This window comes from Pseudomonas sp. R3-41, from assembly GCF_054161485.1.
Genome location: NZ_CP096421.1, coordinates 490460 through 514272, shown reverse-complemented (window position 1 = coordinate 514272; position 23813 = coordinate 490460). Strand labels below are relative to the sequence as shown.

Genomic DNA, 23813 nt, shown 5'->3' with positions numbered 1-23813 from the left:
GCGAACAATGAATAAAGATGGGCCCCCTATAAACAAAGGTTATGGGCTTGCCATGCGCCTTCGCCATATCGAGATTTTCCAGGCCATCCGCCAGACCGGTTCCATCAGCGGTGCGGCCCAACTGCTGCACGTTTCGCAACCGGCGGTGACCAAAGTGCTGCAGCACGCCGAGCAGCAATTGGGGTTTGCGTTATTCCTGCGGGTGCGCGGCAAGTTGCAGGCCACCCCCGAAGCGCTGGAGTTGGAGCGCGAAGTCGACAAGGTCAGCGAGAGCCTGCAAGGTGTCCGGCGCCTCGCCCAGAGCCTGCGCCGCGAGCCGGGCCACAGCCTGCGGATCGGCGCGACACCGGCCCTGGCCTTGTCGCTATTGCCGGCGGCGATCCATCAATGGACCCGACGCTACCCGGACATCGTCTGCGAGTTGTCCAGCGCCCACAGCCGCGAACTGACGCAAAACCTGCTGATGCGCGAAATCGATGTGGCCCTGACCCTGCAACCGCCCGATCATCCAGGACTCAAGGCCCAGGCCCTGGCCAGCGGCGTATTGGTCGCCCTGGCGCCGAGCGGTCATTGGCCCGAAGCGCAGGTGGGCCAGCCGATGCCGTTGCAGGCCCTGGCCGGCGCACCGTTGATCGGCCTGTCCAGTGCCGACCCACTTTCGGCCAAGCTGGACGGCTATCTCAAGGCCGTGGAACCGCCGCCGCGCATCAGCATCGCCGTACAGACCTATTCACTGGCCCGGGCCATGGTCGAGTCCGGTGCCGGGCTGGCGGTGATCGACCCGTTCACCGCGCTCGGCGCTTCGAGCACTCGCACCGCTATCCGGCCGCTGTCGCCCCCACTGCCGATTTCCCTGTACGCCGTCACCCGTGCCAATGAGGCGCCGGTGCATACCCTCGGCGCGTTGCTGGAGATTTTTGCCAGCCAGGCCCAGGCGCAGTTGGATCGTCTGTTCGCCGCCGCTCAAAGCACGTAGAACAGAATCGCCACGAAGTGCAGCAAACTGCCGGCCATGACAAACAGGTGCCAGATGCCATGGGCGTGGCGCAACCGGTGGTCGAGGGCGAAAAAGATAATGCCGACGGTGTACAACACGCCGCCCGAGGCGAGCCAGGCGAACCCTGTGCTGCCCAACGCCGCCAGCAAGGGCTTGACCGCCACCAGCACGATCCAGCCCATCACGGCGTAGATCACGATCGACAGGATCCGCGCTTCGGAACGCGGCTTGATTTCCTGCAAGATACCAATCACGGCCAGCCCCCAGACGATCCCGAACAATGTCCAGCCCCAGGGCCCACGCAGGGTCACCAGGCAGAACGGGGTGTAGCTGCCGGCGATCAACAGGTAGATCGAGAAATGATCGACCTTCTGCATGATTTCTTTCTTGCGGCCGCGCACGCTGTGATAGACCGTCGAAGCGCTGTACAGCACCAGCAAGGTGAACCCGTAGATCGCCACGCTGACGATCTTCCATGGATCGCCGGCCATCCCGGCGATCACCAGCAACCACACCGCGCCGATAAACGCCGCCACCGCCCCCACCAGGTGCGTCCAGGCGTTGAGTCGTTCCCCGTGATACATCCAATACCACCTCGCATTTAGAAACAGGGGCCAAGGCTCAGGCTTGGCGCTTGAAAGTGCAATGGTTTGCTCTCTGCATCGCACACAGAACCTGTGGCAAAAGATCATTTGTGGCGAGGGAGCTTGCTCCCGCTTGACCGGGCTGGCGCTCCAGTGCGCAGCGCTCACAAGATCCTTGGGGCGGCTTCGCCACCCAGCGGGAGCAAGCTCCCTCGCCACAAAAGCTCTCCAGCCACATAAATCGCGTCGCCAGGAAGACATGGGGCACAATCGAGCCATACGAATAAGAGTCCGCCCCCATGCTGATCGACGAAGAATTGACCCTGAAGAAACTCGAGGTGTTCCTGGCCTTCATGCGCACCGGCAACCTGGCGCGGGCGGCGGCCGAGTTGCAGACCAGCAACGTCAGCGTGCACCGGGCCATTCACTCGCTGGAAAGCGCCTTGCGCTGCCCGCTGTTCAAGCACGAAGGCCGCAACCTCACGCCGTTGGAAAGCGCCTATGTGCTGGAGGAACGGGCGCAGAAGCTGATCCAGGACGTGGTCGACAGTGTGCGCCTGACCCGTGAGGCCGCCGGCTTCTCCGCCGAGCGCTTCAAGCTTGGCTCGCTGTATTCGCTGACGGTCAAGACCGTGCCGCAGTTGATCATGGGCCTGAAGATCCGCCGCAGCGAACTCAATATCGACCTGATCATGGGCTCCAACATCGACCTGCTGTACAAGCTCAAGAACATGGAAGTCGATGCGATCCTGGTGTCCCTGGACGACAGCGTCAACGACCCGGATTGCGAGCAGATCGCGCTGTTTTCCGATGACATCTTCCTCGCCACGCCGGCCGACTCGCCCTTTGCCCAGCGCAGCGAAGTCGACTTGGCCGAGGTCCGCGACGAAACGTTCATCACCCTGACCCAGGGCTTCGCCACGCATCAGGACGGTGTCCGGGTATTCAAGCAGGCGGGGTTCGAGCCGAAGGTGGCGATGCAGGTCAACGACATCTTCACGCTGCTGAGCATGGTCAGCTCCGGGGTGGGCTACGCCTTGCTGCCAGGCCGGATTGCGGCGGTGTATGAAAACCGGGTGAAGCTGATCCCGTTACAGGAAAAGTACCGGTTGCAGCAGCACATCGGCGTGGTGTTCCTGAAGGCCAAGGAGCGTGATCCGAACCTGCTGGCGTTGTTGGCGGAGTGCCGGATGTATGCCAATCGGCAAGCTTGAAACCGAGTCGCCCCCTTCGCGAGCAAGCCCGCTCCCACAGAGGACTCGGGGTCGACTGTGGGAGCGGGCTTGCTCGCGAAGAGGCCAGTTCTTTCAACAAAGAGACTAAGCCCTACCCCATCAACCCCCGCATAATCAGGAACAGCAGCGAAGGCCCGAGCAAGCACCCAAGGGCGGTGTAGAACGCCGCCGTCAGGCAACCATAAGGCACCAGCTTCGGATCGGTGGCCGCCAACCCACCGGCCACGCCGCTGGAGGTGCCCATCAAGCCGCCGAAGATCACCGCGCTACGCGGGTTGTTGAGGCCGATGTACGGCGCCACGAACGGTGTCGCCACCATCACCAGGATCGCCTTGATCAATCCGGCGGCAATGGACAAGGCCATCACCTCGGAAGTGGCCCCAATCGCCGCCCCGGTCACCGGCCCGACGATGTAGGTCACGGCTCCCGCACCGATGGTGGTCAGGCTCACCGAATCGGTATAACCAAAGGCCATCGCCACGCCAACCCCGGCAATGAACGACGTACCGACCCCGACGAACAAGGCCAGCACTCCAACGAAACCGGCGCGCTTGAGTTCCTCGACACTCACGCCGAACGCCGTGGCGACGATGGCGAAGTCCCGCAGCATGGCGCCGCCCAGCAAGCCAATCCCGGACAGCAGCGGAATGTCCACCACGCCCTTTTGCCCACCGGTCATTGCGCCGCCGATGTAGGAGAGTACCAATCCCAGGAGGATGGCGATGGCCGAACCGTGCAGGCGGCCCTTGGTGAAGGTATTGCTGATCCAGTAGGACACCCACATGGTGATGCCGACAATGGCAAAACCGCTGATCAGGCCGTAGCCGGTGATGACTTTCATCATGGATTCGTACATGGCAATCACCCGACCGTCTTGACGGAGATGTCGGCCTGAGGCCCTTTGTTGCCAATGCGCACCAGCACCGGTACCAACGCAAAGGCAATCACCACCGCCAGGGTCCCGGCCAGGATCGCCATCGGCCCACCCTTGAGTGCACCGTAGACGTTTTGCTGGGCCGCCATCGCGACCACGATGGGGATGTAGATCGCACTCCAGAATTCCACGCCGGCCTCGGATTTGCCCGTGAACAGGCCGCGCTTGTTCAGGTAACTGCCCAGGCCGATCAACAGCAGCATCGCAATGCCGACGCCGCCGACGTTGGCCGGCACGCCAATCAGCTTGCCCAGCAGCTCGCCGATGAAAATACCCGCCAGGGTACAAAAGGCCAGGAACGCCACACCGTAAATAATCATTGTCGTAGTCCTCAAAGTGCATCGTCGAAGTTGTTGTTTTTGTGCTTCGCCAGCTTGAGTCGGTGGTCTAGGGTTGGCGGCTTCCCTCCTCACGCAACAGCGCTTGCAAGGTATCGAGCCGAGCACCGTCGAAGGCCATGACGGAGCCCTGCTCGAACACCCGGCGCGCCAGGGCGGTGAGCACCGCACCGGGCGGCAGTTCGATCTGCAACCGCACGCCTCGCTCGTAGGCGCTTTGCACCGTGCCGCGCCAATCGACGACACGGCACATGTTGAAGGCCAGGTCGTCGCGCAGGGCATCGATCTTGATCACCGGCCGGGCGCGGCTGCCGCTGAGATAGCCCAGTGTCGGAGCTTTCAACGGCACCTCGGCAAACGCCTCGGCCAACGTCCGGGCCGGCGCCTCCAGCAACGGACAATGGGACGGCACGCTCACCGCCAGCCGGCAGGCCTTGCCAGCGCCTTGGCTCCGAGCCTTTTCGGCAACGAGGCCCATGGCGCCGTCGCTGCCGGCAATGACCACTTGGTTATCGGCATTGATATTGGCCAGGTAGACCGGCGTTGTTTCACTGTGCACCTGGGCCAGCAAGGCTTCCACCGCCGCGAGGTCCAGGCCGATGATCGCCGTCATGCCGTAGCCTTGCGGGTAGGCCTGCTGCATCAGTTCGCCGCGCAGGCTGACCAGCCGCAACGCATCCTCGAAAGCCAGCGCCCCGGCCACCACTGCCGCCGGATACGCACCGATGGACAGTCCCGCCACATAATCAGGCGCGGGAGCCCGTTCCAGCAATCGGCGGGCCGCCGCCACGCCGGCGATCAGCAGGCACAGCTGCACGGCGCGGGTTGATTGCAAGGCTTCAGCGCTGTCCAGCCGCAAGACGTCTTCACCGAGCACAGCACCCGCCTCGTCCAGGATCCGCGGCGCCACCCCATGGAGCATGCCCACGCGCTGCGCACCCTGGCCGGGAAAGACCAAGAGGCTGCTCACGCGACCTGCTCCAACGAAGGCTGCCAGGGATCGCTCACCAGCCGGGCCCGGACATCATCCTTGAGCAAGACCCGACGGGACGAGCCCGCCCATTCGCGCAAGGCCACGGCGCCGCAAGGGGTTTGCAACTGCATGTCCACGGCGCATACCGAAGCATCCAGTAGCGCCAGCAACTCCTTGGCCTGGAGCCGATCCAGGCACTGCGGCGTGCGCAAAATCAGATCCAGGTCGCTGCGCTCATGCAGTGCCTCGACACCGGTGGCGAGTTCAAACCCGGCGCTGCCGCTGACACCCCAGGCCCAGCCGCTGGCATCGAGCAGCGGGCGCAGGCGGGCCAGCGTGTGCAGGGCCGGCAGGTCGCGAGTCGACTCGACGTGACAGAGGTCTTCCGGCCTGACGCAACGGGAAATCGCCACGACCGCCATTGACGTTGCATAACGCTGCTCGCGCAAGCGCCCGCGCACGCCGACCGCGATCTGATCCGCTGGCGTCAGCGAGCGCCGAACCACCACCGGTTGACCGACGGCCATCGATTCAACCACCCATGCCGGCGCACCCGCGGGCACTTGCTCCGGGGTCATCCCCCAGAGCAGGTCATGGGCCAGGTACGTATTCACCACTGCGCGCTCAACAATTGGCGAACCGTGCTGGAGGCCGCCCGATGGGTCGCACCGAGGCGACTGCTCAAGTCGCGAGGCGCAGTGGCGACATCGTTGATCGCCTGTTGCAGGCAATCGATGACCCGGGCCAAATCAGTCGCCGAGGGCTGTTCGATCTGCTCCACCGACAGGGTTTCCCACAGCAAGCCCAGGCTGGCAAAGCTGTCGATGTCATAGGCCATCGGCGGCACGCTGGCAGCCAGCGCTTCAAGCTCCTCGACACTGCGCAAGGTCACCCGCGCCGCCGAAGCCTTGCCCATGGCGTGGACCATCACGCCCGGGTCGCGCAGGGCGATCAACCGGTTGGCCTGGTAGCCGTGGGCCAGGAACGCCCCCGACATCGCCTTGCCCACCAGCAAGCCAATCACCGGATGCCCGGCCAACCGGGCGCGGGCGTAACTGTCAGCGGCGCCGGCCAGGGCCTGGTGAATGCCCAGCGCTTCTTCGCGCCGGCCATAGGCCTGGCTCGGCACATCGACAATGGCGATCAGCGCACGCTTGTGGGTTGCATCGCGGTCGGCGTCGATGGCGTCATCCACCGCCTTGGCCAGGCCCCACCCTTCCAGCAAGCCGACTTCGCCATTGCGCGCCCGAGGGAAACGGTTGTCGGGATCGGCCACCACCGCCAGCAGGCGCACGGTTTGTTCGCCCAGGCTGACATCGGCGACTTTCAACGAAGCGGGTAAACCTTGCACCGTGCTGGCACCACCACTCAAGGCCTCGAACCAGCGCAAGCCTCTCAACGAATAAGCACTCATGGGCGTTCTCCCTGGTACAGCTGGCGAACCGCTTCCGGTTCGATTTGCACGCCGGTGTCCAAGCGGGCCAGGCGTTGCAGGAACAGTTCGGCCTGGCCACTGCGGTGCTGCGCGGGCACGCCCAGGTGCAGCAACTGGCTGACCTGCTGGCGGATCTGCGTCACGTCGTCGGCCGCGTAACGGTCCACCAGTCCGGTGGCGAAACGCTGCTCACCGCCGGTCAGGCTCCAGATAAATGGCCGGTCGCGAGAGTCGTATTCGTCGAGGCCGGCTTCCTGTTCGATCACTTGCGGACCGTTCAGGCCCAGCCGTGCTTCCCGGGTCACCAGCAGATAGCTGCACAGCCCGGCGGCAATGGACATGCCGCCAAAGCAACCGACGCTGCCGGCGACCACACCAACCACTGGCTGGTACTGGCGCAGATCGACTATCGCCGAGTGAATCTCGGCAATCGCCGCAAGCCCGAGGTTGGCTTCCTGCAACCGCACGCCGCCGGTTTCCAGCAGCAACACGGCGCGGGTCGGAATACCTTTGCGGTTGTCCTGCGCCGCCAATTCCAACGCACCGGCGATCTTCGCCCCGCCGACTTCGCCGAGGCTGCCACCCTGGAACGCGCCTTCGATGGCGGCGATCACCACCGGCAGGCCGTCGAGCATGCCCTTGGCGATCACTACGCCGTCGTCGCTTTGCGGCACCACGCCTTGGCGCAACAGCCACGGCGACATGATCCGCTGGAACGGGTCGAGCAATTCGCGGAACGTACCGGCATCGAGCAAGGCTTTGGCCCGTTGCCGGGCGCCGAGTTCGACGAAGCTGTGCTTGTTGAGCAACGCTGCGCTGTCAGTCATGGCCGATCTCCTCGAAGCCTTGTTCCAGGCGCAGGCGCACCACGCCGGGGGTGGCGCCGAAATCATGGATGTCGATGCTCATCGCGGCCGGTGTCTGACCGTCGAACATCCGCGCAAACAGATGCCGCCAGCGCTGCTCGCTGCCGTTGACTGAGGTCTGCACCTGGATGGTCAGCTTGCCCGCCAGGCCAGGCTCGATCAGTACTTCCAGATCGCCCGAGCCGACACAGCCCACCAGCGCCCGGCCCCGTGGCGGCTGGCCGGCGGGGAATTCAAAGGATAAGGTTTCCATCAGCACACTCCTGGGAAGAAGCCATCGCCGCGCTCGATGCGATCGAGGAACAGGCAGGCGGCGAGCAGGTCGGCAGCGCCGCCGGGCGAGGCGTTCAAGGCAATCAGTTGTTGGTCCAGCGCATGCAATTGGCGACGGCCGCCCAGGCTCGCACTGCCACCGGCGTCGAGCACCGCTTTGGCACCCTGCTGCATGGCTTGCAGACCCGCTTCGCCGGCGCGGTAAAGCACGCAGGTGTCGGCCAGTGTTGTCATGATCGCCAGCAAGGCATCCAGGCGAGCGTTCTGCTCGCCCGCCCCCGCCGCGCGGCTGCGCTTGAGTTGCGGCAAGCCCAGGCCCGTCACCGCCGGGAACGCCAGTTGCGCTTCTTCCCGGGCGCCGCGCACGCCGTAGCGCTGGGCGACCTGGGCGCCGTGGCTCAAGGGTTGGGGTGCATAACGGTCGGTGAGCAAGGCCAGGCGGGCGGCGCGTAGCGTGACGGCGCCCGCGACGTTGGATTCAGGCTCAAGCGCCGCCGCCGCGACGAGCAAGCCCAAGGCCCAGATCGCACCACGATGCGTATTTACGCCGCCCGTGGTGGCGAGCATCGCGGCTTCACCTTCTCGGCCGATCCGGCCAAGGGCCTCGCGCAGCGGCAAGCCGATCTCGCCACACTCGAGGGCGGCCTCGGCCATTTCCTTGAAGGCCGGCCACAGCGACAGTGCCGAGGCGTGCATCAGGCCCAGGTGCAGGTCGGTGTGGGCACCACTGCCGCGCCGGTCCACCAGGGCCGGTTTGGGTGAGAGGTCGGCTTCGTCGATCAGCGCGTCCACCGCCAGATCGGCCAAACGTTCAGCCAGGGATAACGTCTTGGGTTGCAGATTAAGGGCGCGCATTTACCAGCTCCTGAACTTGGCGGGCGGGTTGTAGAGGCCACCGGACCATTCCACCAGATCGGCCACGCTCTTGGCCGCGAGCAACTCGCGGGTGGCGTCGGTGCGGCGGATGCCGAGGTCTTCGGGCAAGGCGATCAGCCCTTCGCGGCGCATGCGTGCGGTGTCTTTCGGGTCATGGCGCAGGCCGATGGCAGTGACGCCGGCCACGGCGGCGATCATCGCCTGGCGCTCTTCCAGGGAGCGGGCCTTGTACAGGTAGGCGATGCCCTCTTCGGTGAGCAGGTGGGTGACGTCATCGCCGTAGATCATGATCGGCGCCAGGGGCATGCCGGCTTTCTTCGCCACGTCCACCGCGTCGAGAGTGTCGACGAAGGTGGGCTTGCCGCCCTCCTGGAACGTCTCGACCATCTGCACTACCAGCTTCTTGCCGCGTTCGAGTAACGGCGCCTCGCCATCGCCGTGGCGCATGTCGAGCCAGGCCGGCGTGCCGTGACGGCGACCGCGAGGGTCATGGCCCATGTTCGGCGCACCGCCGAAGCCGGCCAGTCGACCGCGGGTCACCGTGGAGGAATGGCCGTCGCCGTCCACTTGCAGGGTGGCGCCGATGAACAGGTCCACCGCGTACTGCCCCGCCAGTTGGCAGACCATGCGGTTGGAGCGCAGCGAACCGTCGTGGCCGGTGAAGAACACGTCGGGGCGCGCGGCGATGTAACTTTCCATGCCCAACTCGGTGCCGAAGCAATGCACGCTTTCGACCCAGCCGCTCTCGATGGCCGGGATCAGGGTCGGATGCGGATTGAGGGTCCAGTTGCGGCAGATCTTGCCCTTCAAACCAAGGGATTCGCCGTAGGTCGGCAAGATCAATTCGATGGCGGCGGTGTTGAAACCGATGCCGTGGTTGAGGGACTGGACGTTGTGTTTTTCGTAGATCCCACGGATCGCCATCATCGCCATCAGCACATGCACAGGCTTGATATGGCGAGGGTCGCGGGTGAACAACGGTTCGATGTAGAACGGTTTGTCGGCCACCACCACGAAATCCACCCAGGACGCCGGGATATCGACTCGCGGCAAATCGCTGACATCGTCTACCAACTGATTGACCTGGACGATCACGACGCCGTCGCTGAAGGCCGCCGGTTCGATCAGCGCCGGTGTGTCTTCGGTGCTGGGGCCGGTGTAGATATTGCCGGCGCGGTCGGCCATGAAACCGGCCGAGAGCACGACGTTGGGAATCAGGTCCACCACCAGCCGGGCATAGAGCTCGATGTAGGTGTGGATCGCGCCGATTTCCAGCAGGCCGTCTTCCAGCAACTGGCTGATGCGCAGGCTCTGGGTACCGGCGAAAGAAAAATCGAGCTTACGGGCGATGCCGCGTTCGAACAGGTCCAAGTGCTCGGAACGACCGACGCTGGGCATGATCATGTGCAGGTCATGCAGCTTCGAAGGGTCGACTTTCGCCAAGGAGCGGGACAGGAAGTCCGCCTGCTTCTGGTTATTGCCTTCCAGCACCACACGGTCGCCGGGCAGGATCAACGCCTCCAGCGCCGCGACGATCTTGTCGGTGGGCAGCACCACACCGTCGGCAAGCCCCTTCACCAGCCCGAGACGCCGCTGTTTCTCGCTGCGCCGCCGCGTCCAGCGCGAGTCGGGGGATATTGTTGTTGTCATGACCACTCCACGGGTTCGCTGTCGTGGAGCTCACCTTAGGAGTGTTGTGGCGTGGGCATCAATCAAGCTCAGCGGCGGATCGTTACGGTGGGAGTAATGGTTGAATGCCGCAGCGGACAATGCTTCTGTGGCGAGGGAGCTTGCTCCCGCTCGACAGCGCTGTAGGAGCTGCCGAAGGCTGCGATCTTTTGATCTTTCGCTTGAGATTCAATTGTCTGGGGAAAGATCGCAGCCTCGTTGCACTCGACAGCTCCTACGGGCGCGGCCCAGCGGGAGCAAGCTCCCTCGCCACGGTTTGCGACATCTGGATGAGGGCCAGCTCGCTCCCACAGGGATATGGATTGGATTGGAAGTTTGTGGCCACCGCCACGGGCCAACTCTTGAGAAAGAGAGGGAAGTGGTTTGGGCATCCTTCAAGCGATCCACGGCTGAACGCATCAGGCCTTCACATTCCTGGCGATCCGGTGGTTCGGTTTTCAGGGCGCCGCTATGTAACAGTTTCTCCAGGTTTTGGAGCTTGTCCATCCTTGGTTTCCAAAGGGTTTTCACCCAGCAAGTCGATCTTCTCCTGCTGCGCTACCCGCACCACGAAGCTGTTGCAGGCCGCAAGTTTTGCTGCCCAGTCCCGGGGCGTGTAGAGCGTAGGGTTGAGGGGGCGGCCCAGTTGTTGTTCCAGAGGCAGGAGCCGCTCCATGACTTCACTGTAGTGCAGGCCCTCGCCGATCAGCATGAGGTCTATGTCACTGGACGTGTTCGCCTGGCCCTTGGCGATGGAGCCATAGACGAACGCCCAACGCAGTTGTTCTGAAAAAGGCTCCAACGCCTGGCGCAACGGTTCGGCGATGCCGACGGTTTTGCGCACGATGCCTAGCAGCTCAGCGTAAATCGGGCAGTGTGGGTTGGCTTGATAATGGGTTTGATTGCCCAGACGAGTCATGGTGAGCACGCCTGAGCGTTGCAGGCGTTCCAACTCCCGCATGAGACCGCCTTTACCTATTTGGGCCCAGCGGGCAATTTCGTTGGCATAGAAGCTTTGATCCGGCTTACCGAACAACAAGCCCAAGACCCGCTGCTGAGTGGCCGTGAACAGCGCATCGCTGAGAGAGAGATGGTCCATAGAAGCAGCATAAAGTCCCAAAGGGAATGATGGGTCCCTTATTGGGACTTAGCAAGCCTTACCGCCGAACCCGGTCCCATAAAGGGGCTTAACAGACCCTTTATGGGACCTATCTATCGAGCGCGACAGAGAAGGTATTACTTGTGATAGCAGCGTCACACTCAATATTGATGTCGCCTAACCCACCGCTATCGCGAGCAGGCTCGCTCCCACAAAAGTCCATGGAATGCATTCGAATTCGCGAAGCGGCTCTCAAGTCAGCCCCTTTCATACGCAACCGCTAGTCGGATTGTGGCTTCAACCTGTTAATTCTGACAGTAGCCAATCCGTCAGTTGCAGCGCCGAATAGTTGCGCCGCGATCATCAATGCCCCCGTTTCCTCGGGCAGGGTCAAAAGCGCTGTGACTGGAGAAACAACATGAACCACGACAAGTACGGGCACGATTTTGAAGATGGAGAAAGGAACGGCTGGGAGAATGACATTGGCTCCCCGGATGGGACGCTCAAGTCGGAACAAGATCCAGGCGGCCAGAAAAATACGTTCTGGTCCGGCAAGCTGGAATACAGACCCCCACAAACGTTTCAGCCGTCTCTCGCCAAGATGTTTACCTTTCCTGGCCCAAAGCAGGAGAAAGGCTTTCTTTTCACATCCTTCAGATACCGCGTTCACCCACCGGAAGCGGGGGAAGCAACAACGATCAGAGTCATAGTGACTGCGAACGTATCACTGGGCTTTTCCGCTTTTTGGATAAATCCGAGCACTCCAACCGATACGTGGCTCCAGAGTGATTCAATTGGGGTTCGCTACTCGGGTACCAGTGCCCATATCGTGATTGGTACGGATTTCGGGGAGTCCGGTGTGTCCCGTAAGCTGGACATCGATGACATCAAGGTTGAGCGGGTTCCCGATAAATAGACATTCACGAAAGGTCGCCTGGCTTTGGAGGTTTTTACCCAGCGGAACCCGTTCCCTCGCAGCGGGTTTTAACTCGATGTATCAAGTTGAGATAGTTATCTTGTGGGAGCGGGCTTGCTCGCGAATGCGGAGTGTCAGCCACTTCAATGTTGACTGATATACCGCTTTCGCGAGCAAGCCCGCAGTACGGTGTCAGGCCTAGTGGCTGACCAGCCCCGCAGCAACCACCAACTCTTCCATCGCCAGTAAATCCGGCACCTTCGCCACATGTTCCCCGACCTGCACCGCCGCCTGCTCCAGCCCGCACAGCGGCACGTCGACGTAGCTCAACTGGCTGTCGAGCTTGCAGGAACGTGGAATACCTTGGACCAGCAAAGCGATGAAGCGCAGTTCCGGGCGCCCGCCCAGGGCGTTGAGCACGACGATGCGCACGCGCTCGCCCATCACGGTTTTCTGGCCGCAGGCCGACTCGAAGCTCAACAGCGGGATCTGCCGTTCGCGCCAGCTCACCCAGCCCAGGAACCACGGTGGAGTGTCCAAATCGAAGACGCTGCTCTGGTAGTCGATCAGTTCGGCCACCGCCACGTTGGGCAGGATCAGGTGTCGGTCGGCCAAGGGCAGCAATAACCCGGTGAGGTGGCTGGTGCGATGCTCATGCATGGGTTTTGCTCCAGTGGGCGATGCTGTCGAGCAGCACCGATTCCTGGTACGGCTTGCCCAGGTAGTCATTGACACCGATGGCCATGGCGCGGTCGCGGTGTTTCTGGCCGGTGCGGGAGGTGATCATGATGATCGGCAGGTGCGCCAGGCGCGGGTCGTTGCGCACTTGGGTGGCCACTTCGAAACCGTCCATGCGCGGCATTTCGATGTCCAGCAGCATCAGGTCGGGCGCGTGTTCGGCCAGCAGCGCCATGGCATCCACGCCGTCCTTGGCGGTCAGGACATGCATGCCATGGCGTTCCAGCAGGCGACTGGTGACCTTGCGCACCGTCACCGAGTCATCCACCACCAGCACCAGCAGTGGCCGTTGCGGTTCGCCCTCGCCTTCGGCCGGCACCTGGCGGCGCGGAACCTGGTGGGGCAAGGCGCGGATCGGCGCCAGCAGGTCGAGGATCAACACCACCCGGCCATCCCCCAGGATCGTCGCCCCGGACAAGCCCTGCACCGCCGCGAATTGCGGCCCCAGGCTCTTGACCACGATCTCCCGGGTCCCGGCGATGGCGTCCACCTGCACGGCGACGTGCCGCTCGTTGCACTGCACCAGCAACACCGGCAAGGGTTGGCTCTGGCCCAGCAATTTCGGGCGGCCGTCGGTTTTCAGCAACTCGCCCAGATAGCACAGCTCATAGCGTTGCCCGGCGTAGGTGTAGGTCGGCGGATCGAGCTGGTAATAGCCGTCCAGTTCGGCGGGCAACACCCGGACCATGCTGTCGATGGCGTTCAGTGGGATCGCGTACTGGTCGTCGTGACAATGCACCATCAACGCCCGGTTCACCGCCACGGTAAACGGCAGGCGAATGCGGAAATGCACGCCCTGCCCCGGCGTGGAATCGATGACCATGCTGCCACCCAACTGCCGCACCTCTTCGTGGACCACGTCCATGCCCACGCCACGCCCAGAGATCTGGGTGATTTTTTCCGCGGTTGAAAACCCCGGTTGCAGGATGAACTGCAGCACGTCGCGGTCACTGATGTCGCTGTCCGGCGCCAACAGGCCACGCTTGATCGCCTTGCGCCGCACCGCTTCCAGCGGCACGCCGGCACCGTCGTCGCGGATGTCGAAAATGATGTCGCCGCCCTCCCGGGACAGGTCGAGGCTGATGCGCCCCCGCGCGGGCTTGCCGGCGGCGATGCGCACGTCGGCCGACTCCAGGCCGTGGTCGACGGCGTTGCGCAGCATGTGTTCCAGCGGCGCGGCCATGCGTTCCAGGACATTACGATCCATCTCGCCGTCGGCATTGCCGACCACGAATTCCACGTCCTTGCCCAATTCCTGCGCCACTTGCCGGACGATGCGCTTGAGCCGCGGCAGCATGCGTTCGAACGGCACCATGCGCGTGCGCATCAGGCCTTCCTGGAGCTCGGTGTTGATCCGCCCCTGCTGTTGCAACAGGACTTCGGCGTCGTGGTTGCTGCGATCCAGGGTTTCCTTGAGTTCGAGCAAGTCCGACGCGGACTCGAACAGCGCCCGGGACAATTGCTGCAACTGGGAATGCCGGTCCATTTCCAGCGGGTCGAATTCTTCGTAGCCCAGGCGCTCGGCCTCCACTTGCTGGCGGCTGAGAATCCGCCCCTGGGTCTCGGTGTCCAGGCGCCGCAACTGGTCGCGCATGCGCTCGATGGTGGTTTCCATTTCGCCCAGGGCCACGCGCGCGTCGTTGACTTGCTGTTCGATGCGCCCACGGAAAATCGACGTTTCGCCCGCCAGGTTCACCAGGTCGTCGAGCAGTTCGGCGGAGACCTTGACCATGTCCGCACCGTCGCCCGCTGCGCCAGGGTCCGGTCTTGCCGGCGCCGTGGGAAGACTTACGCTAGCGGTGGGGACCGGCTCCGGTGTCGAAACAGCCTGTGGCGCCGCGCTTTCCTGGGGATGATTCACCGCCTGGATCTGCGCGATCAGCCGGTCGGCCAGTGGGCACGGGTGACCGGCGCGCACCGCATCGAGCATCTGCGCCAGTCGGTCATGGCTGCTTTGCAACAAGGCGAACAGCGCCGGGGTCGGCTGGAGCAGGCCCGCCGACAGGCCTTCGTAGAGGTTTTCCAGTTCGTGGGCGAGGTCGCCGATGGGGCCGATTTCCACCATCCGCGCGCCGCCCTTGAGGGTGTGCAAATCCCGTAGCAGGGTTTCCACGGCCTGGCGGTTCGACGGTTCTTCCTGCCAGCGCAGCAGCGCCGCGCCCGAGCTGTCGAGGATGTCGAAGCCTTCTTCAAGGAAGATTTCCAGCAACTCGGGATCATGGCCGGTGCCGTCGGCCTGGGCCGCGGCGCTCGTCTCGATGGCGTTCGGCTTGTCCTGGCGGAACCTTCGGATGGCGTCGATCAGCGCAACGGGATCGCCCAACGGCTGGCCCTGTTGCAACTGCCCAAGCAACAGGTCGAGGCGTTCGTGGCTGTTATCGAGCAACTGCGCCAGCTCCTCGTTGTAGCTGTAGCGCCGGTCCACCAGCCCTTCGTAGAGGTTTTCCAGCTCCTGGGCCAGGTCGCTCACCGGCCGGATGTCGGCCATCCGCGCGCCACCCTTGAGGGTGTGCAAGTCACGTTGCAGCGAGGACAACGGCGCGCCATTGTCCGGATCGGCCAACCAGCGTTGCAAGGCCTGGGCGGCGCTTTCGAGAATGTCCTGGGCCTCTTCGAGGAAAATCGACGCGAGGTCATCTTCCATCGAGGTCTCGGCGGGCGCGTCACGTTCCATTTCCGCCGTCGCGTGGCCCAGTTCGCGGATGCTCAAGGTGCGGCTGCCGTCGCTGCGGATCAGGCCGGTGGCCGACGGGTCGAGGCTCTCCTGAAGCAAGCGACGCAGGGCCTGTACCCGCTCGGGTTGCGGACGCACGTGCTGCCCGGCCGCCAGCTCATCGAGCATGTCGATCAGCGCTTCATGGGCGCGCTGCGCTTGCTGGAAAAATTCATCGCTGACCGCCAGGCTGCTTTCTTCCACCGCGCCGTAGAGGTCCAGCAGGGCTTCGCAGAGTTCGTCCACCGGGTGCAGGTCGGCCAAGTGCGCGCCTTCGCCGAGGGTAGTCAGTTCATCCAGCAGCGCACTCAATTCCTGGCCTTCGCCAGGGTGCTGCTGCCAGCGCTGCAAGAGGCTCTCGGCGTCCAGCAGGATGTCCATGCCCTGGGCAAGGAAATTGTTGATCAATTGTGGATCGCGCTTGGTCCTCAGGGCTTTGCCCGGCGCACTGTTGGCGGCGTGCAGGCGCTCGGCCAGCAGCGCCTGGGCGCGCTGGATAAGGTCCCCGGCGCCGGGGATCGGCGTCAGCGGTTCGCTGTGCAACCGGCGCAGGCCCAGGCGCAGCAGTCCCTCTGCCTCCAGCAGCAATTCCACCTCATCCAGGTCGAGGGCGATCAGGTGCGCCCGGTATTCCCGGGCGAGCTCATCCATCGCACCGGCCAGCTCGGCGATGGGCAGCACGCCGGCCATGGACGCACTGCCCTTGAGGGTGTGCAAGGCCCGCTGCAATTCATCGCTGGCCTGCAACGGCAGGTGGTCGGCCGCCTGGTCGAGAAAACGATTGAGGCTGGCGAGGTGGCCCTGGGCTTCGTTGTCGAAGATCTTCAACAGCAGCGGATCGAGAGCGGCTACATCCTGCTCGTCGTCATCGTCTTCATCGCCGCCCTTGGCCAGGCCATGGGCGCGGGCGGCCAGGCGGTCGACGTCGTCACGCTGGCGCTGGCGATTGGCGGCGAATTCGGCCACCAGGTCCGGCAACAACTGCACGGTATCTTCGATCAGCTGACGGACCGACGCCCCCGGCTCGACGCTGCGCTCCAGCACCCGGTTGAGCAGGTTTTCCACGGCCCAGGCCAGCTCGCCCAGCACCAGCGCCCGCACCATCCGGCCGCTGCCTTTCAAGGTATGGAACGCCCGGCGCAGTTCGCCCAGGGCAACAGCATCGTCGAGATGCGCGCCCCAGCGCGGCAGGTACTCACGCAGAACGTCGAGCACCTCGGCGGTTTCCTCGAGGAAGACCTCGCGCAATTCGTCGTCCACCGGGCTTTCGTCCAGTGGTGGCGGCAACAGGCTGCCCGGGGTGCTCCGGGCCGGCGGATTGACCGCCGACACCGGACTGGCCAGCACCTCGGCCAAGGACTGCACCGTCTGCGGGTCGTCCAGCTCCTGCAAGTCCTGCATGACCTGGGCTTCGTTGGGGCTCAACACATCATCGAGCACCGGCACCCGCGCTTCGTCAGGGTAATAGCCGAGCGCGGCCAGGCTCCGCTCGACCCCATCGAGCAACGGCTCGCCAGGGGTTTCCGGGTCTTCGCTCAAGCGCTCCAGGTAGTATTCCAGGCCGGTGATCACGTCGGCCAGGTGATCGAGCTCCTCCCATCCCGGCTGGGCCTGCTCCAGCAGCAGGTGGTCGCGGATGAACGCGTTGCAGGCCTCCACCAGGCTGGCGGCGCGGCCCAGGGGGATCATCGCCAGCGCGCCGCGCACCTGGGTCAGCAGTGCCGGCAAGGGCTGAAGTTGCTCGCTGTTCCAGTCCGCGTCGATGTAGTCGACGATCATGTCCTTGGCCTGTTGCAGGCAGGTGTGGGCTTCCTTGATGACGATCTGGTGGATCTGGGTCAGGTCGGTGGTGGGCAGGTGCGTGTCTTCGCGGCTCTCGGGCTCGACGGTGCCGACCATGCCGGCCAGGGTCGCCTCGACGTAGAGCAAGGCCCCGGCGACATCCATCAGGGTCGCGTCATCCGGCGCGCGCTGGCCTTGGGCAAGGCTCAGGACCACCGCCAGTTGATCGATGATGACCTTGCGCGGCTGGCCGAAGCCCAGCACCGCCAGGGTGTCGGCGATTTGCCGCAGCGGCGCCAGCAGGCTGTCCAGTTCCGAGGCGTGCTGGCGATCGCTGCGCACGAACAGGTCCAGGCGTTCCTTGACCCGCACCAACTCCTCGCACAGCGCGGCGAGCACCGAGCGCATGGCATCGCGGTCGGGCCCGGCCAGGCGCGCGCGTTCTTCGTCGACCATGGCGCTGTCGGGCAGCGCGTCGTCCAGTGAGTAGCGTTCTTTCATGATCTGCATCTGCCCGCTGGGATGTTCGGCCTTGGCAATATAGAACAACAAGCTCTTGAGCAGGTGCGGCGGTGCCGGCTGATTGATGCCGGGCATGCCTTGGTCCAGCAGGCGCTTGAGTTCCTTGTCGGCTTCCTTGAACAGGCTGCGCAGCGCCGGGCTGTTGGCGATGCGCCCGTCACGCATGCCTTCGACCAGCGCCGAGGCCACCTGCCATAACGCATTGAGCGGCGCGCCGGCGCACAAGGTTTCCAGGCGCTGGAAGACCTTGGCCAGGTAACCGAGGTGGGTCGCGTCGTCTTGTTCGCGCAGCAGGCCCACCAGGGCCATTTGCAGGGTCTGGCGCCATTTGCGCAAGGTGTTTGGCAGGTCGGCGGGTTCAAGGCGCTGCAAGGCCTCGTCGTCAAGCGGCGCAATATCGGGCAGTTCGGGGCTGAACAGGCTGGTTTCCGACAGCAGGCTCTCGCCCCGGGCACTGCGCAGGTCGTTGATCAAGGGCAGTACCACCAACGGCAGGTCGCGGCGGGCACCTTGTACGCGGTCAAGGTAGATCGGCAACTGCCCCAGGGCCTGGCTCAACAGGCTGATGGCTTCGTCGCGATGGGTGACGCGGTTGTCCTCGAGGGCGGCGCACAGCTGCTCCATCTCCTCGGCCAGCAGCGCCGCACCGTAGAACTCGACCATCTGCAGGCCGCCGTGGACCTGGTGAATGCAGGCCAGGCACTGCCCGAGGGCATCCGCCGCCTGGGGATCGTCCACCAGGCGGTTGAGGGCCAGATGAGCCTGCTTCAGCGTTTCGGCAATCTCGCCCTTGACCCATTCCAGGGCCACGTAGTCGTGCCGATCACCCATAACCACTCCAAATCAACAGTCGTATGCCGCAGGATTACATCAGCCTTTGTGGCGAGGGAGCTTGCTCCCGCTTGAGTGCGCAGCGCTCACGAAATCTTTGGGGCGGCTGCGCCCCCCAGCGGGAGCAAGCTCCCTCGCCACAAAAGCTTCCTCGCCACATGACCCTTCTCAATATGCAGATCCGGCCTGTCACACCTTGTCCTCATCCACCACAGGCGCCGTCGGCAAGGTAAACCCCGACACCGAACGGCGCAGCTGACTGGCCATTTTCGCCAGGTTGCCAATGCTTTCGGCGGTGGCGGTGGAGCCCGACGAAGTCTGCGTGGTGATCTGTTGGATCACGTTCATGGTCAAGGAAATCTGCCCCGCCGAGGTGGTCTGTTGCTGCGCCGCGTTGGAGATGCTCTGGATCAGCGCCGCCAGGGTCTTGGACACGCCTTCGATTTCTTCCAGGGCGACGCCGGCATCCTGGGCCAGTCGTGCACCGCGCACCACTTCGGTGGTGGTCTGCTCCATGGAAATCACCGCTTCGTTGGTATCGGCCTGGATCGCTCGCACCAGGGTCTCGATTTGCCGGGTCGCCGCCGAAGAACGCTCGGCCAGGCGCTGCACTTCATCGGCCACCACCGCGAACCCGCGCCCGGCATCGCCGGCCATGGACGCCTGGATGGCGGCGTTGAGGGCGAGGATGTTGGTCTGGTCGGCGATGTCGTCGATCAGGCTGACAATGTCGCCGATTTCCTGGGACGACTCCCCTAGGCGCTTGATGCGCTTGGCGGTGTCCTGGATCTGTTCGCGAATGTTGTCCATGCCATGAATGGTGTTGTGCACCACCTCGTTGCCCTTGTTGGCGATTTCCACCGAGCGCTCGGCCACCGCCGACGATTCGGCGGCATTGGCCGACACCTGGTCGATGGACTGGGCCATTTCATTAATTGAAGTCGATGCTTCGGAAATTTGCTGGGCCTGGTGTTCGGAAGCCTGGGCCAGGTGCATCGCCGTGGCCTGGGTTTCCTGCACGGCGGCGGCAACCTGGCCGGCGGTGAGGTTGATGGTCGCCACCAGGTCGCGCAGTTGGTCCACCGAGTAGTTGATGGAGTCGGCGATGGTGCCGGTGAAGTCCTCGGTGACCGAGGCCGTGACGGTCAGGTCGCCGTCGGCCAGGTCTTCGATTTCATCCAGCAGCCGCATGATCGCGTTCTGGTTGCGCTCGTTCTTTTCCGCGGTTTCGTGGAGCTGGCGGTTGGTCTCGCGGACCATCACCAGCCCGATCAGGATGATCGACATCAGCGCCATCAGCCCCAGCACATAACCGCCAATGGTGTTGACGGAGCGCCCACCGGCGAGGTTTTCGAAGGCCGTGGCCAGGTGCGAAGCCTCGTCGAGCAGGGTCTGCGACAGGTTGAAGATGTTGCCGGCCGACTCGCGGACCTTGAACAGCTCCGGCGAGGTCTCGAGGATTTCATCCACCGAGCCTGAGACGAATTCGAACAGCTCGCTGATTTCACTCAGGCGTGCCCGGGCATCGCGGTCCTGGACCTGGGAGATCTTCAAGGCCGGATCACCTTGCAACATGCCATTGAGCACCTGGCCAAAACGCGCCGCGTCGCGACCAAAGGTGTCAGCCGCCTGGCTGGCATTTTCGTCCCCCGCCAGCACGGTATTCACCGCGCCGAGAATCCGTTCGGCCAGCAGCGACTGGCGCTGGGCCATCGCCACCTGGGCAGCCGGCGCGCCACGTTGCAGCAGGATCTCGACGACTTTTTCGTACTCGACCTGCAACTGCGGCACGGTTTCAGCCAGGGTGGCTGCCACCTGATGCAGCGACAGCACGGTCTGCTCGCTGGAGAGGATGGCATCGGTGTTCTTGAGCAGGCGCTCCCAATCCAGCTGCACGGCGCGCATCTGTGGACGCAGGGTGGCGGGCGCAGGCGGCAGGCCGGTCACCGGGTCGCCCTGTTTCAGGTAACCCCAGCGCTGGGCGAAGTCATTGCGCGCGTCGCTGAGCAGCTTGAACGCCGCGGGCTTGCCGGCGGCGGCCTCGGTGGCGTTCTTGGCGATGCGCTGGGACAGCACCCGCAGCTCACCGGCATGGCCGATGTACTGTTTGTCATAGGTGGATTGAGTGTTGAGGTAAGCGAAGTTGGCGAACAGCAGCATGATGAAGACGATCAGCGCGACGAACAGCACGATGATCTGCGAACGACTGCGCGACGCTTCCAGTGGCTTGCCTGTTTTTGCTTTGATCATCGATTTTCGCCTGTACTGCCCAATCCAACTTACGGCTGTTCCTGGGGCAACTGCTTTACTCACCTGTCAGACCGAGTCGCCTCCTTCGCGAGCAAGCCCGCTCCCACATTTGATCTATGGCGCTCACACAATTTGAGTTCACGGCAGATCCATGTGGGAGCGGGCTTGCTCGCGAAGAGGCCAGCCCATTCACCCAATATTTCTGGTTAAATCGCCACATCCATGAACCCCGGAGACCGCGCCAGGGCAAACGGGCTGAACACCTGCCACTCGCGCTCGCCGCCAAACCGGCCCTTGACGAAGGCTGCTTCCGGGCCGTCGTGGTCGTCCACCAGCGTCGGTTCCAGGCTGTCCTGGGCAAAGTGCTGCAGCCCAAGGACTTCGTCCACCAGCAACCCGGCGAACACTTCGTCGTGGTCCACCACCAGCACGCGCCGCTGCTTGCGTACGGTCGACAGTTCATGGCCGAAGAACCCGCACAAGTCCATCAACGGCAACAAGCGTCCGCGCAGGTTAGCCACACCACGTACCCACGGCTTGACCCCGGGCAAGTGCGTGTGACGTGGCTCGTGCAGCACTTCGCTGACTTCGCCCATCGGCGCCACGTACCAGTGCTCGCCCAGGCGAAAGCCGATGCCGCTCCAGCCGGCGCGGTGGGTCGGCTGGGAGGGCAGGTCCGCCCCCAGAAGCCGGCAACGCCGGTCGATCTGCAACAGCAGTTCGAAGGCCGTCAGGGACTGGCTCATGGCCGCGCCGTCAACCCGCCAATACTTTGTTCAGGGTCGCGATCAGGGTTTCTTCGTCCACCGGCTTGGTCAGGTAGTCCTTCGCGCCCTGGCGCGTCCCCCAGACCTTGTCGGTGTCCTGGTCCTTGGTGGTGATGATGATCACGGGGATATGGCCGGTGTCCGGGTCCTTGGTCAACTGGCGCGTGGCCTGGAAGCCGTTGAGGCCGGGCATGACGATGTCCATCAGCACCGCATCGGGTTTTTCCTGGCGGGCCAGGGCCACGCCATCGGCGCCGTTCTCGGCCTTCAGAACCTCGTGGCCGTGCTTTTCCAGCATGCCGGTCAGTTTGTACATTTCAGTCGGCGAATCATCGACGATCAGAACTCGTGCCATGGTGTTCCCCATTTTTCTTGTTGACCCCGGGCCCGTTGGCCGAGTGTCATTAATGTGCCTGGTGCGGCTGGACAGCGGCAAAGCCCGGGACATGGGCCTGTATCGCCCCCAGCAGTTCTTCCTTGCTGAACGGCTTGGTCAAAAACTGATCGGAACCGACGATGCGCCCCTTGGCCTTGTCGAACAACCCGTCCCGGGACGACAGCATGATCACCGGCGTGGCCTTGAACGCGCTGTTGTTCTTGATCAGGGCACAGGTCTGGTAGCCATCGAGGCGCGGCATCATGATGTCGACAAAAATGATGCCCGGATGATGGTCGGCGATCTTGGCCAGGGCATCGAAACCGTCGATGGCCGTGATCACCTCGCAACCCACGTTGCGCAGCAAGGTTTCGGCGGTGCGGCGGATGGTCTTCGAGTCGTCGATGACCATGACCTTCAAGGCGCTGGGTTGCTGCTGCGTGAGATGCTCTGCCATTGCCACTGCGGACCGATTTTTAACGCGTAAGTGTGAACGACAGCGCAAACCCTTGATGTTCAAGGCCCGCACGTCACATGGCAGCCTTTTTAGCACAGTCTCCATCGCCGATCTATCGGCCGCTCGGCGCGGTGGTTTTTCCTTGACCGCCAATCTTCCGGGCGCCACTCTGACGCCACTTTTTCACGCCATTATGTGCCCATCATATTTCGAGGAACCAAGCCATGAGCGTACGCGTCGGCATTGTCATGGACCCTATCGCCAGCATTTCCTATAAGAAGGATAGCTCGCTGGCCATGCTGCTGGCCGCTCAGAAGCGCGGCTGGGAGCTGTTCTACATGGAGCAGCGCGACCTCTACCAGGCCGAAGGCCAGGCACGGGCGCGGATGAAGCCGCTAAAGGTCTTCGCCAACCCTGAAAAATGGTTCGAGCTGGGCGATGAAAGCGATGCGCTGCTCAGCGACCTGGACGTGATCCTGATGCGCAAGGATCCGCCGTTCGACATGGAGTTCGTGTACTCCACCTACCTGCTGGAACAGGCTGAAAACGCTGGCGTGCTGGTGGTCAACAAGCCCCAGAGCCTGCGCGACTGCAACGAAAAGCTGTTCGCCACGCTGTTCCCGCAATGCACGCCGCCAACCATCGTCAGCCGTCGCCCGGACGTGTTGCGCGCATTTGCCGACCATCACGGCGACGTGATCCTCAAGCCCCTGGACGGCATGGGCGGTTCCTCGATCTTCCGGCACACCGCCGGCCACCCGAACCTGTCGGTGATCCTGGAAACCCTGACCCTGCACGGCCAGCAACAGATCATGATCCAAGGCTACCTACCGGCCATCGTCGATGGCGACAAGCGCATCCTGATGATTGACGGCGAACCGGTGGACTATTGCCTGGCGCGCATTCCGGCAGCCGGCGAAACCCGCGGCAACCTGGCGGCCGGTGGCCGTGGCGAGGCGCGACCGCTGACCGAGAAGGACCGCTGGATCGCCGCCCAGGTCGGCCCGACCCTGCGTGAGAAAGGCCTGCTGTTCGTGGGCCTGGACGTGATCGGCGAGCACCTGACAGAAATCAACGTCACCAGCCCGACGTGCATTCGCGAGATCGACAACGCCTTTGGCACGGACATCGGCGGCATGTTGATGGATGCCATCGATCAGAAGCTCAAGGCTCGTTGATCCAG

At 63.6% G+C, this 23813-nt stretch carries 21 protein-coding genes; 4 read left to right on the top strand and 17 right to left on the bottom strand.

The window, feature by feature from the left end:
• Nucleotides 1-52 precede the first annotated feature (52 nt).
• A complete protein-coding gene (locus M1D99_RS02325) occupies nucleotides 53-976 on the top strand; it encodes a LysR family transcriptional regulator (RefSeq protein WP_458131332.1) in 924 nt (307 codons plus the stop codon).
• On the opposite strand, the gene trhA is transcribed toward M1D99_RS02325, so the two are convergent.
• Entirely contained in the window at nucleotides 964-1581 is a 618-nt protein-coding gene (gene trhA, locus M1D99_RS02320; RefSeq protein ID WP_122567374.1) for a PAQR family membrane homeostasis protein TrhA, read from the bottom strand. The two genes, M1D99_RS02325 and trhA, sit on opposite strands and share 13 nt — an antisense overlap.
• A 299-nt stretch (nucleotides 1582-1880) precedes the next feature.
• Here trhA and M1D99_RS02315 point away from each other — a divergent pair, with 299 nt between their 5' ends.
• Nucleotides 1881-2795 carry a LysR family transcriptional regulator gene (locus tag M1D99_RS02315; protein ID WP_186707073.1) on the top strand — a complete coding sequence of 305 codons (915 nt, stop codon included), beginning with the start codon at nucleotides 1881-1883 and terminating at the stop codon, nucleotides 2793-2795.
• Nucleotides 2796-2907: 112 nt separating this feature from the next.
• Here M1D99_RS02315 and madM read toward each other — a convergent pair whose 3' ends face one another.
• The 10 genes from madM to M1D99_RS02265 form a co-directional block, all read right to left on the bottom strand.
• Entirely contained in the window at nucleotides 2908-3672 is a 765-nt protein-coding gene (madM, locus tag M1D99_RS02310) for a malonate transporter subunit MadM (protein WP_186729218.1), read from the bottom strand.
• A 5-nt stretch (nucleotides 3673-3677) separates the two neighbouring features.
• Entirely contained in the window at nucleotides 3678-4070 is a 393-nt protein-coding gene (gene madL / locus M1D99_RS02305; RefSeq protein WP_186710375.1) for a malonate transporter subunit MadL, read from the bottom strand.
• Between the two features lie 67 nt (nucleotides 4071-4137).
• Complete coding sequence (gene mdcH / locus M1D99_RS02300; RefSeq protein WP_458131331.1) at nucleotides 4138-5058, bottom strand: malonate decarboxylase subunit epsilon; 921 nt, start codon at nucleotides 5056-5058, stop codon at nucleotides 4138-4140.
• The gene (locus tag M1D99_RS02295; protein WP_458131330.1) at nucleotides 5055-5678 is read right to left on the bottom strand and encodes a malonate decarboxylase holo-ACP synthase; all 624 of its coding nucleotides are present in this window, start codon (nucleotides 5676-5678) and stop codon (nucleotides 5055-5057) included. The genes mdcH and M1D99_RS02295 overlap by 4 nt, the downstream gene beginning before the upstream one ends.
• Nucleotides 5672-6475 (bottom strand): biotin-independent malonate decarboxylase subunit gamma, encoded by an 804-nt coding sequence (gene mdcE, locus M1D99_RS02290; protein ID WP_458131329.1) that lies wholly within the window; start codon nucleotides 6473-6475, stop codon nucleotides 5672-5674. The genes M1D99_RS02295 and mdcE overlap by 7 nt, the downstream gene beginning before the upstream one ends.
• The gene (locus M1D99_RS02285; protein WP_434573778.1) at nucleotides 6472-7323 is read right to left on the bottom strand and encodes a biotin-independent malonate decarboxylase subunit beta; all 852 of its coding nucleotides are present in this window, start codon (nucleotides 7321-7323) and stop codon (nucleotides 6472-6474) included. Before M1D99_RS02285 ends, mdcE begins: the two co-directional genes overlap by 4 nt.
• Nucleotides 7316-7615, bottom strand: coding sequence for a malonate decarboxylase subunit delta (locus tag M1D99_RS02280; RefSeq protein ID WP_207966832.1), 300 nt, complete (start codon nucleotides 7613-7615; stop codon nucleotides 7316-7318). Before M1D99_RS02280 ends, M1D99_RS02285 begins: the two co-directional genes overlap by 8 nt.
• The gene (locus tag M1D99_RS02275) at nucleotides 7615-8490 is read right to left on the bottom strand and encodes a triphosphoribosyl-dephospho-CoA synthase (protein WP_186710367.1); all 876 of its coding nucleotides are present in this window, start codon (nucleotides 8488-8490) and stop codon (nucleotides 7615-7617) included. Before M1D99_RS02275 ends, M1D99_RS02280 begins: the two co-directional genes overlap by 1 nt.
• Nucleotides 8491-10161 carry a malonate decarboxylase subunit alpha gene (gene mdcA / locus M1D99_RS02270; RefSeq protein WP_458131328.1) on the bottom strand — a complete coding sequence of 557 codons (1671 nt, stop codon included), beginning with the start codon at nucleotides 10159-10161 and terminating at the stop codon, nucleotides 8491-8493.
• Nucleotides 10162-10648: 487 nt separating this feature from the next.
• Nucleotides 10649-11278, bottom strand: a complete 630-nt coding sequence (locus M1D99_RS02265; RefSeq protein ID WP_458132112.1) for a nucleotidyltransferase domain-containing protein — start codon at nucleotides 11276-11278, stop codon at nucleotides 10649-10651.
• 418 nt (nucleotides 11279-11696) lie between these two features.
• On the opposite strand from M1D99_RS02265, the gene M1D99_RS02260 reads away from it, so the two are divergent.
• Nucleotides 11697-12194 carry a hypothetical protein gene (locus tag M1D99_RS02260; RefSeq protein ID WP_458131327.1) on the top strand — a complete coding sequence of 166 codons (498 nt, stop codon included), beginning with the start codon at nucleotides 11697-11699 and terminating at the stop codon, nucleotides 12192-12194.
• Nucleotides 12195-12392: 198 nt separating this feature from the next.
• Here M1D99_RS02260 and M1D99_RS02255 read toward each other — a convergent pair whose 3' ends face one another.
• The 6 genes from M1D99_RS02255 to M1D99_RS02230 form a co-directional block, all read right to left on the bottom strand.
• Nucleotides 12393-12854, bottom strand: coding sequence for a chemotaxis protein CheW (locus M1D99_RS02255; protein WP_458131326.1), 462 nt, complete (start codon nucleotides 12852-12854; stop codon nucleotides 12393-12395).
• Nucleotides 12847-18780 (bottom strand): Hpt domain-containing protein, encoded by a 5934-nt coding sequence (locus M1D99_RS02250; RefSeq protein ID WP_458131325.1) that lies wholly within the window; start codon nucleotides 18778-18780, stop codon nucleotides 12847-12849. Before M1D99_RS02250 ends, M1D99_RS02255 begins: the two co-directional genes overlap by 8 nt.
• A gap of 189 nt (nucleotides 18781-18969) precedes the next feature.
• A complete protein-coding gene (locus M1D99_RS02245; protein WP_458131324.1) occupies nucleotides 18970-21030 on the bottom strand; it encodes a methyl-accepting chemotaxis protein in 2061 nt (686 codons plus the stop codon).
• A gap of 206 nt (nucleotides 21031-21236) precedes the next feature.
• A complete protein-coding gene (locus M1D99_RS02240; protein ID WP_186729233.1) occupies nucleotides 21237-21776 on the bottom strand; it encodes a chemotaxis protein CheW in 540 nt (179 codons plus the stop codon).
• A gap of 10 nt (nucleotides 21777-21786) precedes the next feature.
• A complete protein-coding gene (gene pilH, locus M1D99_RS02235; protein WP_018609535.1) occupies nucleotides 21787-22152 on the bottom strand; it encodes a twitching motility response regulator PilH in 366 nt (121 codons plus the stop codon).
• A gap of 49 nt (nucleotides 22153-22201) precedes the next feature.
• Nucleotides 22202-22630 (bottom strand): response regulator, encoded by a 429-nt coding sequence (locus tag M1D99_RS02230; protein ID WP_092170757.1) that lies wholly within the window; start codon nucleotides 22628-22630, stop codon nucleotides 22202-22204.
• A 224-nt stretch (nucleotides 22631-22854) separates the two neighbouring features.
• Here M1D99_RS02230 and gshB point away from each other — a divergent pair, with 224 nt between their 5' ends.
• A complete protein-coding gene (gshB, locus tag M1D99_RS02225) occupies nucleotides 22855-23808 on the top strand; it encodes a glutathione synthase (protein ID WP_434573768.1) in 954 nt (317 codons plus the stop codon).
• The last annotated feature ends 5 nt before the right edge of the window (nucleotides 23809-23813 follow it).

Excerpts from the sequence above, each read along its gene's own strand:
- M1D99_RS02325 (WP_458131332.1), top strand. The coding sequence starts at position 53 with ATGCGCCTTCGCCATATCGAGATTTTCCAGGCCATCCGCCAGACCGGT.
- trhA (WP_122567374.1), bottom strand. The coding sequence starts at position 1,581 with ATGTATCACGGGGAACGACTCAACGCCTGGACGCACCTGGTGGGGGCG.
- M1D99_RS02315 (WP_186707073.1), top strand. The coding sequence starts at position 1,881 with ATGCTGATCGACGAAGAATTGACCCTGAAGAAACTCGAGGTGTTCCTG.
- madM (WP_186729218.1), bottom strand. The coding sequence starts at position 3,672 with ATGTACGAATCCATGATGAAAGTCATCACCGGCTACGGCCTGATCAGC.
- madL (WP_186710375.1), bottom strand. The coding sequence starts at position 4,070 with ATGATTATTTACGGTGTGGCGTTCCTGGCCTTTTGTACCCTGGCGGGT.
- mdcE (WP_458131329.1), bottom strand. The coding sequence starts at position 6,475 with ATGAGTGCTTATTCGTTGAGAGGCTTGCGCTGGTTCGAGGCCTTGAGT.
- M1D99_RS02285 (WP_434573778.1), bottom strand. The coding sequence starts at position 7,323 with ATGACTGACAGCGCAGCGTTGCTCAACAAGCACAGCTTCGTCGAACTC.
- M1D99_RS02280 (WP_207966832.1), bottom strand. The coding sequence starts at position 7,615 with ATGGAAACCTTATCCTTTGAATTCCCCGCCGGCCAGCCGCCACGGGGC.
- M1D99_RS02275 (WP_186710367.1), bottom strand. The coding sequence starts at position 8,490 with ATGCGCGCCCTTAATCTGCAACCCAAGACGTTATCCCTGGCTGAACGT.
- mdcA (WP_458131328.1), bottom strand. The coding sequence starts at position 10,161 with ATGACAACAACAATATCCCCCGACTCGCGCTGGACGCGGCGGCGCAGC.
- M1D99_RS02265 (WP_458132112.1), bottom strand. The coding sequence starts at position 11,278 with ATGGACCATCTCTCTCTCAGCGATGCGCTGTTCACGGCCACTCAGCAG.
- M1D99_RS02260 (WP_458131327.1), top strand. The coding sequence starts at position 11,697 with ATGAACCACGACAAGTACGGGCACGATTTTGAAGATGGAGAAAGGAAC.
- M1D99_RS02255 (WP_458131326.1), bottom strand. The coding sequence starts at position 12,854 with ATGCATGAGCATCGCACCAGCCACCTCACCGGGTTATTGCTGCCCTTG.
- M1D99_RS02250 (WP_458131325.1), bottom strand. The coding sequence starts at position 18,780 with ATGGGTGATCGGCACGACTACGTGGCCCTGGAATGGGTCAAGGGCGAG.
- M1D99_RS02245 (WP_458131324.1), bottom strand. The coding sequence starts at position 21,030 with ATGATCAAAGCAAAAACAGGCAAGCCACTGGAAGCGTCGCGCAGTCGT.
- M1D99_RS02240 (WP_186729233.1), bottom strand. The coding sequence starts at position 21,776 with ATGAGCCAGTCCCTGACGGCCTTCGAACTGCTGTTGCAGATCGACCGG.
- pilH (WP_018609535.1), bottom strand. The coding sequence starts at position 22,152 with ATGGCACGAGTTCTGATCGTCGATGATTCGCCGACTGAAATGTACAAA.
- M1D99_RS02230 (WP_092170757.1), bottom strand. The coding sequence starts at position 22,630 with ATGGCAGAGCATCTCACGCAGCAGCAACCCAGCGCCTTGAAGGTCATG.
- gshB (WP_434573768.1), top strand. The coding sequence starts at position 22,855 with ATGAGCGTACGCGTCGGCATTGTCATGGACCCTATCGCCAGCATTTCC.